Origin of the sequence: Myxococcus stipitatus DSM 14675, from assembly GCF_000331735.1 — a bacterium.
Classification (GTDB): Bacteria; Myxococcota; Myxococcia; order Myxococcales; family Myxococcaceae; genus Myxococcus; species Myxococcus stipitatus.
The window spans coordinates 4,490,027-4,504,413 of record NC_020126.1; the positions used below are offsets into that span (position 1 = coordinate 4,490,027).

Below are 14,387 nucleotides of genomic sequence, written 5' to 3' on the forward strand. Positions count from 1 at the left end.
GGAGTCGCCTGGGACATGGGGTGGAGTCGAACCCGCTGGCCCGGGTCACCCATGGGGGTGGGTCCTTTTCGCACGACATGCATCGACGGCGTGGGAGCAGCCGGGTAACATGCCTAGGTTCATGGCCAGGCAGGTTGGCGCCAGCGAAGATCCCGACCGGGGGCGGCGCATCGGAAAGTACGAGATCCTCACTCGCCTCTCGTTGGGAGGAATGGCGGAGCTGTTCCTCGCCTTCACCTCGGGACCGGGCGGATTTCGCAAGTTCGTCGCCGTCAAGCAGATCCTCCCGGACATCAAGAAAGACGAGCAGTTCGTCGAGATGTTCCTGGACGAGGCGCGCATCACCGCCGCGTTCTCGCACGCGAACATCGGACAGGTGTTCGACCTGGGCGAGGAGGACGGGGAGCTGTACCTGGCGATGGAGTTCCTGCCGGGGCAGAACCTGGAGCAGGTCATCAAGGCCGCCGCGCGCAAGCAGTACGGCTTGCCGCTGGGCTTCATCGGCCGGGTGATCCGCGACACGTGCCTGGGGCTGCACTACGCCCACCACTTCACGGACCCCTCGGGTCGTCCGGTGGCGGTGGTGCACCGCGACGTCTCGCCGAAGAACGTGATGCTCACCTACGACGGCGTCGTCAAGGTGATCGACTTCGGCATCGCCAAGGCGCGCGGTCGGCTGGGACGTACGCAGGTGGGCACGGTGAAGGGGACCAGTGGCTACATGTCCCCGGAGCAGGTGCGCGGCCACGCGATGGATGGGCGCAGCGACCTGTTCTCGGTGGGCGTGATGATGCACGAGCTGCTCACCGGCCAGCGGCTCTTCAACGGACCGCACGAAGCCGCGGTGATGTTGCAGATCGTCGAGGCGGACGTGGTGTCGCCTCGCGCGGGCAACTCCATCATCCCGGAGGCGCTGGACGCGGTGGTGATGCGGGCGCTCGCGCGAGACGCGGGACAGCGCTTCGCGACCTGCCGCGAGATGGCTCGCGCCATCGAGGCGGCGCTGGGCTCGGAGCTGTTCGACGAGGACGGCGTCACGGCGGTGATGGGCGAGCTGTTCGAGGAGAAGCGCCAGAAGACGCGCACGCTCCTGGAGCTGGCCAGCCGCGCCGAGGACGCGCAGGTGAGCGAGGCCGCCGGTGCGCTCCAGCAGGACGAGGTGGGGGAGCATGTCCCCACCGCCCAACTGCAGGTGCCCAAGGCGCCTCAGCACACGCCTCGGACGGACGGCAGCAGCGCGCCCAAGCCGGTGCCGCAGCGGCGTCCCTCCACGGCGACGGAGCCGGAGCTCGTCACCCGGGCGGGGACGGGCAGCGGACCCAAGCCGATGCCGCAGCGGCGCCCCGCCACGGCGACGGACCCGGAGATTCCGACCCGCGCTGGAAGCGGGCCCAAGCAGCAGCCTCGCAAGCTTCAGGGGGAGCTGCCCGCGTCGACCCCGCAGCGCACCCCTCGGCCCGTGCCCGCGCTGGAGGCGGGCGTCTCCCGGACGCCTCGGCCTCGACCCCAGGTGGTCGAGGAGGCGGCCGAGGAGCTCGACTCGCTCGACGAGCCCAGTGACCTGTCGACCCAGCAGTTCCGGACCCGGCCTCCTCGTCCGGGCGCCGCGGCCGGTGCTCGTGGGAACGCGCGGGCCGCGCGAGGCCTGCAGCGCTCCGACACGCCGGTGCAGACCCCGGCGGCCAGGTCGGGGTCGAAGTGGCTGGGGCGGTTGTTCCTGCTCCTGCTGCTGGCGGGCGTGGGCTGGGCGTCGACCCAGCCGTTGATCCGCGCGCAGTTCGTCCCGGCTTTCGAGTCGGTGAAGGCCTGGGTGAAGGCGGAGCTGGACCCGCAGCCCGCGAAGGACCCCGCGCAGGACGCGGCGTGGCCACCGCAGCAGAAGCCCGGTCCTCCGCCCGGATTCCCTGGCACCACGCCAGCACCAGACCCGCGTCCGGCCGCCGTGGCCGCGCCTGTCGAGCCGACCCCCGAGGTCCGCACGCCTCCGCCCGAGGCCCCCGTGGCGAAGCCCGCGAAGGGCACGCGGGGCAAGGACAGGGATGTCGCGGGCGTGAAGGGGACCACCGACTCGGGGACGGGAAGCCCTCGGGGTGGGCGGGCCAAGGAGACCAAGCCCAAGTCGGACAAGGAGCCTGTCACCACCGTGACGCAGGACCCGAACGCGCTGGCGGAGGTGGTGGACACCAGCTCCGCGCAGGGGGCCGCGAAGGCGGGGATGGGGTGGATCACCCTGAAGACCGTGCCTCAGGCGGCCGTGTTCGATGGCTCCACCCAGTTGGGGACCACGCCGCTGAACAAGTTCCCCCTCCCGGTGGGGACGTACAGCTTGCGCCTGGTGGACCCCACGAACGCGGAGGCGGTGAGCCGGCTCCTGTCCGTGCCCATCAACCCGGGCAAGACGACGCCGATCACCATCCGACTGGCGGACCTCCCTCTGTACAAGGAGTGAGCGCCGTCCTTGACGCCCACGGACCCCCCTCACTAGGGTCCGCGGGCTTCTCCTTCGACGCACTGCGAGAAGGACACCGAAAGCCTATGTATTTCCAGGATCTGATCTTCACGCTCCAGAAGCATTGGGCCGACCAGGGCTGCATCAACACGCAGCCGTACGACACCGAGGTTGGCGCCGGCACCATGGCCCCCTACACGTTCCTTCGCGCGCTCGGTCCGGAGCCCTGGAACGTGGCCTACGTGCAGCCCTCGCGTCGTCCCGCGGACGGTCGCTTCGGAGAGAATCCGAACCGCCTGTTCCAGCACCACCAGTTCCAGGTCGTCCTCAAGCCCGCACCCAAGAACGTGCAGGAGCTGTATCTGGAGTCGCTGCGGAAGATTCGCATCGACCCGCTCGAGCACGACATCCGCTTCGTCGAGGACGACTGGGAGTCGCCGACGCTGGGCGCGTGGGGGTTGGGCTGGGAGGTGTGGTGTGACGGAATGGAGGTGACGCAGTTCACCTACTTCCAGCAGTGCGGAGGGTTCGACTGCAAGCCGGTCGCCGCGGAGCTCACCTACGGGTTGGAGCGCATCTGCATGTACCTGCAGAACGTGGAGAACGTCTTCGACATCGAGTGGGTCAAGGGCGTGAAGTACCGCGAGGTGTTCCACCCGAACGAGGTGGAGATGAGCAAGTACGCGCTCCAGGAGTCGGACGCGTCCATGCTCTTCGCGCTCTTCGATGCGTACGAGAAGGAGTGCAAGCGCCTCATCGAGCGCCAGCTGCCGCTGCCGGCGTATGACTTCGCGCTGAAGTGCTCGCACACGTTCAACCTGCTGGACGCGCGCGGCGCCATCTCCGTCACGGAGCGCGCGGCGTTCATCAAGCGCGTGCGCGACAACGCGCGGCTGTGCGCGGAGGGCTACCTCCAGATGCGTGAGCGGCTGGGCTACCCGCTGCTGAAGACGCCGTGGACGGTGGGCGAGCAGCCGCCGGTGCTCGAGGGCAAGCCCGCCAGCGACTACTGGAAGACGGTGCAGCTCAACAAGCCGGTGGAGAAGAAGGAGAAGGCGGAGGTGGCTCGTGGCGCGTGACCTGCTGCTGGAAGTCGGAGCGGAGGAGATTCCGGCCTCGTTCATCGGCCCCGCGCTGGAGGACCTCCGTCGCGTGGTGACGGAGCGCATGGCGGACGCGCGGCTCAAGCACGGCGAGGTGAAGCTCTACGGCACGCCCCGGCGCCTGGCGGTGCTGGTGCTGGGCGTGGCGGACGCGGGCGAGGACGTCGTGAAGGAGGTGCTGGGGCCCAGCGCCAAGGCGGCGTTCGACGCGCAGGGCAAGCCCACCAAGGCGGCGGAGAAGTTCGCCGAGGGCCTGAAGCTGACGGTGGAGCAGCTCGGCCGCTCGCAGACGGCGAAGGGCGAGTACGTGTCCGCGCGCGTGGAGGAGAAGGGGCGTCCGGCGGCGGACATCCTCCAGGATGCGCTGCACGTGGCGGTGCACTCCATCAACTTCCGCAAGTCCATGCGCTGGGGTGATGTGGAGGCGTCCTTCGCGCGCCCGGTGCAGTGGCTGTTGGCGCTGCTGGGCGGCGACCTGGTGCCCGTGGTGTTCGGCGACGTGAAGAGCGGCCGCGTCACCTACGGCCACCGCTTCCTCTCGCCGGCCGCCATCGAGCTCGAGGCTCCGGCCGACTACGAGGCGGTGCTGGAGAAGGCGCACGTCGTGGCGGATATCGCCAAGCGCCGCGCCCAGCTGGTGCGGAAGGTGACGGCGGCGGCGCAGGCCGCGGGTGGCAAGGTGCTGGAGGACGAGGGGCTGGTCGACCAGGTGACGAACCTGGTGGAGCTGCCCAGCCCCGTGGTGGGCACGTTCGAGGAGCGCCACCTGGACCTGCCCGCGGAGGTGCTGGTGCAGGAGATGAAGAGCCACCAGCGCTACTTCTCGCTGGTGGACGGGGCGGGGAAGCTCCTGCCCAAGTTCATCGCCGTGTCCAACACGCCCGTGCGCGACGAGCAGCTCAGCCTGCGCGGCTACCAGCGTGTGCTGCGCGCGCGCCTGGCGGACGGCCGCTTCTTCTTCGACGAGGACCGCAAGACGCCGCTCATCGACCGCGTGGAGAAGCTGGGCCGCGTGGTGTGGCAGGGGCAGCTGGGCACCTATCTGGAGAAGGTGGAGCGCTTCCGGTCGCTGGCCGTGTGGCTCGCGGGGCAGTCGAAGCGGGCAGGGGAGAGCGCGACCATCGAGCGCGCGTCGACCCTGGCCAAGGCGGACCTGGTCACCGGCATGGTGGGCGAGTTCCCGGAGCTCCAGGGCGCCATGGGCCGCGAGTATGCGCGGGCGAGTGGTGAGACGGACGCGGTGGCCCTGGCCATCTTCGAGCACTACCTGCCTCGCGGCGCCGAGGACGCGCTGCCCACGCAGGACGCGGGTGCGCTGATTGGCATCGCGGACCGGCTGGACTCGCTGTGCGGCATCTTCGCCATCGGCAAGGCGCCCAGCGGCGCGGCGGACCCGTTCGGTCTGCGCCGGGCCTGCATCGCCATCATCCGCCTGGTGCTGGGCCGGGGCTACCGCCTGAGCCTGTCCGCCGCGGTGGACGAGGCGCTGCGGCTGCTCGCGCCCAAGCTGGCCAACGTGAAGCGCAAGGCGGGCGAGCCCGCGCCGCGCGAGCAGGTCCTGGAGTTCTTCCGGGGCCGGCTCAAGTCGCTGTGGGGCGAGCAGCACCGCACGGACGTGGTGGAGGCGGTGCTGGCGGCCGGCTTCGACGACCTGGTGTCCACGCACAAGCGCCTGGAGGCCCTGAGCCTCATCGTCGGCCGGGCGGACTTCCAGCCCCTGGCGGCGGCGTTCAAGCGCGTGGTCAACATCGTGGAGAAGCAGGGCCGCGACGTGGCCGGAGGGCAGACCCGGGCCGAGAAGCTGGTGGATGACGCCGAGCGGCAGCTCCACACGGCCTTCACCCAGGCCCGCAACTCGGTGGCCGGGCTGGTCCAGTCGGACGATTTCTCCGGCGCCCTGAAGGAAATCACGGGGTTGAAGCCCGCCGTGGACACCTTCTTCGACAAGGTGATGGTCATGGCGGAGGACAAGGACCTCCGGGAAAACCGCATCCGGCTGCTCGTGGAGATTGGCGCCTTGTTCAACCAGGTGGCCGACTTCTCGAAGATTCAGGCCGAAACGGTCGGCTGACGGCGGCCTCGTGGTCGCCTGCCCCCCGGGGAATGGGGCTTGTCCCCGGGGAAGCCAGTTCGTCGGGTGCAGGGCGTCCGGGAATGGCCGGAGAGCTTTCCGGTTGCCCAGGGGGAGGCCCCTTCCTACACTCCGCCCCCCTCTGATGCGCGCCTACCTTGTCACCTCCGCGCTGCTGCTCGCGTCGTGTTCAGTCGACACCGAGCCGCGGCCTCCGCCGTCCACTCGCCTCGTCTATCCGAGCGGTGTCGCCTTCTGGCGCCCCGAGGCCACCACGTCCACGAACGGATTCCTGTACGTGGCCGGGGCCAACTTCGACAAGTGCTACGCCTCCGGCGCGGTGTCCGCGCTGGATTTGGATGCCTTGGGCTTGAGGCCCTTCGGCAAGGACTTCTCCGACGCGGCCGAGGTCGCGAACTTCCCGTCGTTGCTCACGGACCTGCACGTCGGCGCGGCGTCCTACGCGCTCATCGACAGCTTCGCGGGTGAGATGGCGCTGTGGAACCCGCCCGGTCGTGCGCCGAGGCTGTTCGTCGCGACGCGCGCGGAGGACAGCATCCTCCAGGTGCTCGACGTGTCGGCGGACGGCAAGGAGCTGCGCTGCGCGCAGAGCGACACCACCGTCGACTGCCGCGTGAATGCGCTGTCGCTGGTGAACGTTCCTGGCTCGAACAAGGACGGGCTGCCCGGAGCGCCCGCGCCGCTGGGCGTCACCGTGGACCGGACCCACCCGGACGCGCTCGTCTGGGTGACCCACACGGAGCTGGTGGGGCCGCAGGGGAGCGACACGCTCGGCGACCTCCAGACGTACCTGGTGAACCTCCCGGCGGCATCCCCGACGCGCGAGGAGCTGACCACGTCCCGCTTCGTGCCGCTGGGGGTGGACGGGCTCGCGCCTGGCGCCACGAACTCGGTGGCCATCGGTGGCCGGTACCTGTACGCGTCCGGGCGCAACGGCGCGACGAATGACCGTGGCACGGTCTCCGCGAGCTTCGTGTTGCGGCTGGTCGACCGGACGGACACGAGCCGGGTCATCGACACCAGCCTTCGCGACCTCTACGCCATCCGCGAGGCGCGCGGTGTCGCCGTGGAGCCGCTGATGCTGCGCGACAACCCCACGCAGGTGGACCCCAACCGGGAGCGCGTCTACCTGCTGGCGCGTGGACCGGACACGCTGCTGGTCCTCGACATCGAGAACGCGCGGGCTGATTTCCCGACGCTGCGCGTGGTGGCCGCGCTGTCGCTGCCCGAGGGCGCCAGTGAGCTGAAGATCATCCCGCGCGGTCTGGGCCGGGGCAACCTGGTGGCCGTGACGGGCAGCGGCGATGAGGCCGTCTCCATCTACGACGAGGAAGTGGGACAGCTCGTCGCCCAGGTGCTGGTGGGGGCGCAGGACCCGGCCCAGCCCAGCCAGCCCTACGGGTTGGCGGTGGACGTCCGGGGGAACTCGGCGCGTCTGTTCACGACCACCTTTGGCGACGGCCGCGTCGCCGTCATCGACATTCCCAACCTCGACCAGCCGCAGGATGCGCGGCGTGTCGCCCTGCTCGGCGAGCAGCAACTGCGTGACAGCCGCCAGGGAACCAGCGTGTGTCAGGAGTCTTCACCGTGAAGCGCGGCATCCTTCCTGTGTTCATCGCGTGTGCTGGGCTGGCGGCGGGGTGCTCGGACACCGACCCGACCACGGGTGTCGCCGGCCTGTCTGGCGCGTATGACGTGAGCTATGTGGGCGGGCTGGTCTTCGTCACGTCGTCGGACCGGGACGAGCTCCAGGTGCTGGATGCGCGGGACCCGGACAACCGGCAGTTCATCCGCGCCCCCAACCCGCTCCAGTCGCTGGCCATCCCCGTGTTGGACCGGCCGGACTCGCTGGCCCGGGACACGGGCTACAAGGCGGACGGCTCGGCGCTCGCCGGCCCCTATGTCTACGCGCGCAGCGCGGGCGCCGCGGAGATCTCCGTGGTGGCGGCGGACCCCTCGCGGCTGGTGCAGATGTACCGGCTGACCGCGCCCAGCCTGGTGACGGCCTTCGCGGCCCGCTCGCCCGCGGAGGTGCCGGAGGGCGTCCCCCCCGGGCCCAGCGTGCTCTACTACGCCATCCAGGACCCGGACGCGCCCTTCACGCCGGACACGGGCGGCGCGCGCGTCGTGCGTCTGCCCATCCCGGGGCCCGAGGCGCTGGATTCGGGAGCGGCTGTTCCCGCGCCCGTGACGCTGTTCTGCCTGCAAGCGGGTGAGTCGGTGCAGTCCATGGCGGTGATGCCCGCCAACCAGCTCGTCGTCGCCACGCGCAAGTCGAACGGGCTGTCGGGTCGCACGCTGCTGCTGACGGATACCGAGCCGGCGGCGAATGTCGACTGCCTGACGCCCTCCACCGCGACGAGGGACCTGTCCGCGGGCTTCAACAACACGCCGGTGCGCCTGGTCGTGTCCCATCCTCGCGTGGTCGTGCGCGAGGACGACACCACCACCCCGAACGTGAACGAGTTCGAGGAGCTGCTCGCCGGCCAGCTCGTCTATGGCCTCCTGGATGAGCTTTCGTGCGGCGGCGCCGAGGAGTGCACGGGCACGCTCGCGGTGGTGACCGCGACGGGGCAGACGGCCTCGGACCTGAGTGGCGCGCGCATGCTCCCCATTCGTCCTCGGGCGGGCATTCCCACGGGCCTGGCGCTGATTCCCACCGCGACCCTGCGGTTCCTGTTCGCTTCGGACGAGGGCGTCAACTCCGCGACGGGGACCGTGCCGCTGCTGGGCCTGATGCCCTCGTCGAACGGCGCCATCTCCGTCTTCTCCGGCAATGACCGCCGCGAGTTCGACCTGGATACGCGCAAGCCCTTCGTGAGCGTCGTGGCTCGTGACGCGGCCGAGACGGTCGACCTGGGCCTGGAGGGCGCCGCGTCGCTGGTCAGCGTGACGCAGACAGCGGTGTTCCCGTGTGACCCGGCGAACCCGACGGGGACGACCATCACCCGCACGGGGCTCATCGAAGGGTCCGTGCCGGGTGGCCTCTTCCGCTTCGTCTATCAGGGCAGCTTCCCGTGGCTGGTGGACCAGCCGCGGGACATGTCGACCCCGTCGTCGTTCGTGGTGACCCAGCCCGCCGAGGCGCATCGGCAGGTGAGGGTGGGGGACGTCATCCTGCTGGCCAACCGGGAGCTCGTCTGCACGACGGACCTGGTGGTGTCGGCGGTCCTGCCCTCGACGGAGGCGGGGAAGGTGGTGCTGGAGACGACCACGCCCATTCCCGAGGGCTGCGCGGCGCTTCCGACCTTCTCGGTGCTGGCCGCGGGCAGCCAGCCCTTCCTGCTGATCGACGAGGCGGGTGCCCTGCTCTCGCGTGACGTGGAGACGGTCCAGGGCGGCTACGAGATTCCCGCGAAGTACACGTTCCACCCGCTCGACTTCCAGGGGTCGGTGACTGTCACCGGTTCCGCGGCCTTGTGCCGGACGGCGCGTGATGTGTCGGTGCCGCTCTATCCGGCGACGCCGCCGCCCCTGGTCCTGCGCGTCGAGGGCCGGGGTGGGCTGACGCGAGGCCAGCGCCTGGTGGTGACCGTGGGCACGGGGGTGATCAACTTCACCCTCGGCGTGAGCTCCACGGCCCAGACGGGCCTGCTGTTCTACACGCTCCCGGGGCCCGTGACGTCCTCCCTGGCGGGCGGGGCCGAGCTGGCTTACATCGCGTATCCCTCCGCGGACGGAATTCTACAGGTGGCCTTGCCGCTCGTGGATGCCAACGCGAACAACGCCAGGTCACTGAGGGCATTCGAGTAATTGGGCGTGGCCTGGGGTGTCTGTTAGAGTCCGGGTCATCCAGTACCGTTCGAGCCAGGACCGATGATCGATCAGAACTCCCGCCCCGCCCGCAAGGTCGGCATCGCCGACCACCTGTGGGAGACGTACGAAGACATGGCCCAGCAGATGGGCTCGGACCGCGATGCGCTGATCAATCAGGCGCTCTTCATGTTCGCGCGTCTCAATGGCTTCATCGAAGCGCGCTCTCGCGACGATGCGCACATGGCGCCCGCCATGTCCGCGGCGCCGCGTCCGGCCGCCGTGCCCGCGGGGCCCTCCAGGGCCGCCCCGCCGCCCGTGCTGTCACCCGCGCCTCCGCCCCCCAAGGCGGACCCGCCTCCCCAGCTGCGTCCCAGCAGCCGTCCGTCCGCCGCGGACGAGCGCGCTTCCGCCAACGGCCTGGACAACGACCCGGTGCGCCGCGAGGTGGCCGAGCGCGTCCTGGAGACGGCCGCGGAGCTCGAGCGCCTCATCAAGGGCAAGAACGAGCCGCCTCCTCCCAGCGACGAGATGGTGGAGGACGAGGAGCCGCTGCCCGAGCAGGACGATGAGCCGGGGATGGAGGACGAACCCGCCGAGCCCGAGGAGGAGCCTGCCGACGAGCTCGCCGAGGAGGAGGGGTCTGCGCTCTACCTGGTCACCGAGTCGGGCGAGCAGGAGCGCATCGTCAAGGAGCGCTTCGTCATCGGCCGGGGCAAGCACTGCGACTTCGTCATCAACTCGGGCAAGGTCTCCCGCGAGCACGCGGTCATCGCGCAGGACGGCCCGGACTGGATCATCGAGGACCTGGGCTCGTCCAACGGCACCTGGTTCAACAAGCAGCGCATCAAGCGCCGCAAGATTGAAGACGGGGACGAGTATTTCATCTGCAGCGAGAAGATTCGCCTCATGGTCCGGTGAGGGGCCCCATTCTTCGGGGGCCTCCCGCTGTTCGCCAATTGACGGCCTCCAGGCGTCCCTGGTTTGATACCGAACGCCTGGACGCGATTGGGACAGGCGACGGATGACGCCTGGACACATCGCGCTGTGGACGGTCCTTGGAGTGGCCCTGGTGATCTCGGTGGTAACGGATGTGTTGCGCCGGGAGATCCTCGACGTGGTCACCTACCCGCTGATGGCGGTGGGGCTGGGCGTGCGTCTGGCCACCGAAGGGGTGGGAGGGCTGGATGAGGGGCTCATCAGCGGGCTGGTGTCGGGCGTGGGCCTGGCGCTGCTGCTGGTGCCAGGGGCTCTTCGGGGGCGGATGGGGTGGGGTGATGTGAAGTTGATGGGAGGGGTGGGCGCCGTGCTGGGTTTTCCGGCGTCCATGGCGGCCGCGGCGTTCATCTCCCTGGTGGGCGCTGCCCAGGCGGTCGTCTCGCTCCTGTGGCAAGGGGCGGTCTGGGACACGGTGGCGGCGGCGCTGCGGCGCTGGGCGGTGCGACTGCACCTGGCGCGCTCGGACGCGCGGCCCACCGAGCAGCGTCACATTCCCTACGGGGTAGCCATCGCGCTTGGAACTTTCTGGGCGTTGTGGTGGCAGCAACAAAGCTTGGGTTAGCTCGAGACTAGGGAGAGGGGACACTCACGATGTTCACACGCTTCACGCATGCCGCCGCGCTTGGCGCGCTTGTTGCCCTGGTGGCCAGCGGCTCTGCCCTGGCCCAGGACGGCACTTCCGTCAGCCTGGGAGTGGGTGCCCAAAAGGTGCTCACCATTCCGGGCCTCAGCAAGGTGGCCCTTGGCGACCCGTCCATCGCCGAGGTGAAGACGCTCGGCTCTGGACAGCTGCTCGTCACCGGTCAGGCCGAAGGCAAGACGACGCTGCTCATCTGGAAGACCACGGGTCAGCGCGCCAGCTATCTCATCAACGTCCGCAAGCAGGACCCCAACGACGTCATCGCCGAAATCAAGCGCCTCCTCGGTGAAATCGAGGGTGTCTCCGTCCGCATGGTGGGCGACCGCATCTACCTGGACGGTCAGGCCTACACCACGCAGGACGCGGACCGCATCGAGCAGGTGGTGGGCCTGTATCCGAACGTGAAGTCGTTCGTGAAGATTGCCCCCAACGCCAAGAAGCTGGTGGCGCAGAACCTCAACGCGGCCTTCCAGAAGGGCGGCCTGAAGAACGTCCAGGCGAACGTGGTGGGTGCCACCATCTTCCTGGAGGGCTCCGTGGAGAGCCAGCAGGACCTGCAGAAGGCGGAGCTCATCACCAAGGCCATTGGCGAGAAGGTGGAGAACCTGCTCGTCGTCGGCATCAAGCGGATGATTCTCTCCGAGGTCCAGTTCGTCGAAATCCGCCGCAACAGCCGCGACCGCTACGGCATCCGCTACCCGTTGGACATCGCCGGCTCGGCGACGGCCGCGGCGTCCATCACCCAGGAACTCTTCCCGGGCACCTTCGGTCAGGGCGGCTCCAACATCGGCCTGACGGCGGGCGCGGACTTCTCCATCGGCTTCCAGGGAAACGACGGCTACGGCCGCCTGCTCGCCCAGCCCAAGCTGGTGTGCGCCAGCGGTGAGAAGGCGGAGTTCCTGGCCGGTGGCGAGGTCCCGATTCCCCTCATCACCAACAACCAGTTCTCCATCGAGTACAAGAAGTACGGCGTCATCCTGAACCTGCGCCCCACGGCGGACCGCAACGGCAACATCCAGACGGAGATCGAGGCGGAGGCCTCTGAAATCGACACCTCCGTCGCGGTGTCCATCGGTGGTTCGTCCACGGTGCCGGGCTTCCGGACCCGCAAGGTGAAGACGAACGTCACCGTGCGCCACGGTGAGACCATCGTCCTGTCCGGTGTGTTCAGCCACGACGAGCAGAAGGCCGTGTCGAAGATTCCGGGCCTGGGTCACATCCCCATCGTGGGCGAGCTCTTCAAGAGCCGCGGCTTCGACTCCACCAAGCGCGAGCTGGTCATCTTCGTCACGCCGCGCATCGTGAACCCGGATTCCGACAAGGTCCGGACCATCATCGAGGACGTGAAGAGCCGCTACAAGCAGGCGCGCTCCGAGGTGAACTTCAACATCTTCGACTGAGGCGCCGCTCGCGGCACCTGGTCGCTGGGCCCCTTGCCGGGGGCCCCTGGACGGGCCGGACTCTCCTCCTCGTGAGGCGGGTGCCGGCCCGTCGGCTTTGCGGGCGGACTTTCCACGTCTGCTGACGCTTTGAGGTGGAAGGTGTGCTTGCTACCATCCGTCCCATGTTTTTGATCACCCTCGCGGAAAAGGGCGGCGGGACCGAGCAGCGCGAGTACCACAAGCCGGAAATCACCATCGGTCGGCTGCCCGGCAATGACATCATGCTCGCGAAGGGCAATGTCTCGAAGTACCACTCCCGCATCGTCGCCAAGGATGGCAAGTGCATCATCGTGGATATGAAGTCCACGAACGGCACCTTCGTGAACGGCAAGAAGATCGCCGCTCCGCAGGTGCTCAAGCCGACCGATGAAATCTACATCGGCGACTACATCATCAACGTGGAGCCCCTGGAGGACGCGGGGCCCGCGATGACTCGCGCGGGCCAGGAGGAAGAGGCCTACGACGAGCAGGGTGAGGAGGGCTACCCGGAGGAGGAGCCGTACGAGGACGAGCCTCCGTACGAAGAGGAGGAGCCTCCTCCCGCGCCCGCACCGGCTCCCGCGGCGGGCCGCATGCCCGCGTCCATGGCCTCCGCGCTGGCCAAGAACAAGAAGAAGGTGGACCCCCGTCAGGAGCGCTACACGCGGCTCCAGAAGGAGATCCATGACCGGCTCATCGAGTACCTCGATTTGCGCCGCATGGACATGGACCGCCTGGGCGACGACGAGCTGTGGCGGCGGACCGAGAAGGCCATCCGCGACATCATCGACCAGATGGAGGCGGATGGAGAGCTCCCGGAGGACGTGGACCGGGAGGAGCTGCTCACCGACGTCATCAACGAGGCGCTGGGCCTGGGGCCCCTCGAGGCGTTCCTCGCGTCGGATGAAATCAGCGAGATCATGGTGAACCACGCCAACCAGATCTACATCGAGCGCAAGGGCAAGCTGACGCTGTCGGAGAAGACGTTCTCGTCGAACCAGGCGGTGCTCGGCGTCATCGAGCGAATCGTGGCGCCCATCGGCCGACGCATCGACGAGTCCAGCCCGCTGGTGGACGCGCGCCTCAAGGACGGCAGCCGCGTCAACGCCATCATCCCTCCGCTGGCGTTGAAGGGGCCCTGCATCACCATCCGCAAGTTCAAGAAGGACTCGCTGAAGATCCAGGACCTCATCAAGTACAAGACGCTGACGGCGCAGATGGCCGAGTTCCTGGAGATGTGCGTCAAGGCCCGGCGAAACATCGTCATCTCCGGTGGCACGGGCTCCGGCAAGACGACGACGCTGAACATCATCAGCGCCTTCATCCCGGACAGTGAGCGCATCGTCACGGTGGAGGACGCCGCGGAGCTGCAGCTTCCCCAGGACCACTGGGTTCAGCTGGAGAGCCGTCCGCCCAACCTGGAAGGCAAGGGCGCCATCACCATCCGCGACCTGGTGAAGAACTGCCTGCGCATGCGGCCCGACCGCATCGTCGTGGGCGAGTGCCGCTCCGGTGAGACGCTGGACATGCTCCAGGCCATGAACACGGGCCACGACGGCTCGCTCACCACGCTGCACGCGAACACGCCGCGTGACGCCATCGCGCGGCTGGAGACGATGGTGCTCATGTCCGGCATGGAGCTGCCGGTGAAGGCCATCCGGGAGCAGATCGCCAGCGCGGTGCACATGATCGTGCAGCAGACGCGCTTCTCCGACGGCACCCGGAAGATCTGCTTCGTCACGGAGGTGTCCGGCATGGAGGTGGACATCGTCACGCTCCAGGACATCTTCTATTACAAGCAGGACGGCTTCACGGAGGACCACAAGGTGCGTGGCCGCTTCGTGGCGTCCGGCTTCGTGCCGAAGTTCTACGACGAGCTTCAGCGCAAAGGCATCCCCGTCAACATGAGCATCTTCCGCGAGGACTGACG

At 68.7% G+C, this 14,387-nt stretch carries 9 protein-coding genes; all 9 read left to right on the forward strand.

The annotated features are described in order from the left end of the window. The first annotated feature begins 121 nt into the window (after positions 1-121). A complete protein-coding gene (locus MYSTI_RS17665; protein ID WP_044280843.1) occupies positions 122-2,449 on the forward strand; it encodes a serine/threonine-protein kinase in 2,328 nt (775 codons plus the stop codon). An 86-nt stretch (positions 2,450-2,535) separates the two neighbouring features. Beyond that, the gene (gene glyQ, locus MYSTI_RS17670) at positions 2,536-3,528 is read left to right on the forward strand and encodes a glycine--tRNA ligase subunit alpha (protein ID WP_015349137.1); all 993 of its coding nucleotides are present in this window, start codon (positions 2,536-2,538) and stop codon (positions 3,526-3,528) included. Further along, positions 3,518-5,623, forward strand: coding sequence for a glycine--tRNA ligase subunit beta (gene glyS, locus MYSTI_RS17675; RefSeq protein ID WP_015349138.1), 2,106 nt, complete (start codon positions 3,518-3,520; stop codon positions 5,621-5,623). The genes glyQ and glyS overlap by 11 nt, the downstream gene beginning before the upstream one ends. A 145-nt stretch (positions 5,624-5,768) precedes the next feature. After that, positions 5,769-7,235, forward strand: a complete 1,467-nt coding sequence (locus MYSTI_RS17680) for a YncE family protein (protein WP_015349139.1) — start codon at positions 5,769-5,771, stop codon at positions 7,233-7,235. Beyond that, on the forward strand, positions 7,232-9,397 hold the full coding sequence (locus MYSTI_RS17685; protein WP_015349140.1) for a hypothetical protein: 2,166 nt from the start codon (positions 7,232-7,234) through the stop codon (positions 9,395-9,397). Before MYSTI_RS17680 ends, MYSTI_RS17685 begins: the two co-directional genes overlap by 4 nt. A 63-nt stretch (positions 9,398-9,460) precedes the next feature. Beyond that, positions 9,461-10,318: an FHA domain-containing protein gene (locus tag MYSTI_RS17690; protein WP_015349141.1), complete on the forward strand. Its 858-nt coding sequence runs from the start codon at positions 9,461-9,463 to the stop codon at positions 10,316-10,318. Between the two features lie 103 nt (positions 10,319-10,421). Further along, a complete protein-coding gene (locus tag MYSTI_RS17695) occupies positions 10,422-10,958 on the forward strand; it encodes an A24 family peptidase (RefSeq protein WP_015349142.1) in 537 nt (178 codons plus the stop codon). 29 nt (positions 10,959-10,987) lie between these two features. Further along, positions 10,988-12,436 carry a type II and III secretion system protein family protein gene (locus MYSTI_RS17700; protein WP_015349143.1) on the forward strand — a complete coding sequence of 483 codons (1,449 nt, stop codon included), beginning with the start codon at positions 10,988-10,990 and terminating at the stop codon, positions 12,434-12,436. A 164-nt stretch (positions 12,437-12,600) separates the two neighbouring features. Then, positions 12,601-14,385 (forward strand): TadA family conjugal transfer-associated ATPase, encoded by a 1,785-nt coding sequence (locus tag MYSTI_RS17705; protein ID WP_015349144.1) that lies wholly within the window; start codon positions 12,601-12,603, stop codon positions 14,383-14,385. The last annotated feature ends 2 nt before the right edge of the window (positions 14,386-14,387 follow it).

Excerpts from the sequence above, each read along its gene's own strand:
- MYSTI_RS17700 (WP_015349143.1), top strand. The coding sequence starts at position 10,988 with ATGTTCACACGCTTCACGCATGCCGCCGCGCTTGGCGCGCTTGTTGCC.
- glyQ (WP_015349137.1), top strand. The coding sequence starts at position 2,536 with ATGTATTTCCAGGATCTGATCTTCACGCTCCAGAAGCATTGGGCCGAC.
- MYSTI_RS17680 (WP_015349139.1), top strand. The coding sequence starts at position 5,769 with ATGCGCGCCTACCTTGTCACCTCCGCGCTGCTGCTCGCGTCGTGTTCA.
- MYSTI_RS17705 (WP_015349144.1), top strand. The coding sequence starts at position 12,601 with ATGTTTTTGATCACCCTCGCGGAAAAGGGCGGCGGGACCGAGCAGCGC.
- MYSTI_RS17690 (WP_015349141.1), top strand. The coding sequence starts at position 9,461 with ATGATCGATCAGAACTCCCGCCCCGCCCGCAAGGTCGGCATCGCCGAC.
- MYSTI_RS17665 (WP_044280843.1), top strand. The coding sequence starts at position 122 with ATGGCCAGGCAGGTTGGCGCCAGCGAAGATCCCGACCGGGGGCGGCGC.
- MYSTI_RS17695 (WP_015349142.1), top strand. The coding sequence starts at position 10,422 with ATGACGCCTGGACACATCGCGCTGTGGACGGTCCTTGGAGTGGCCCTG.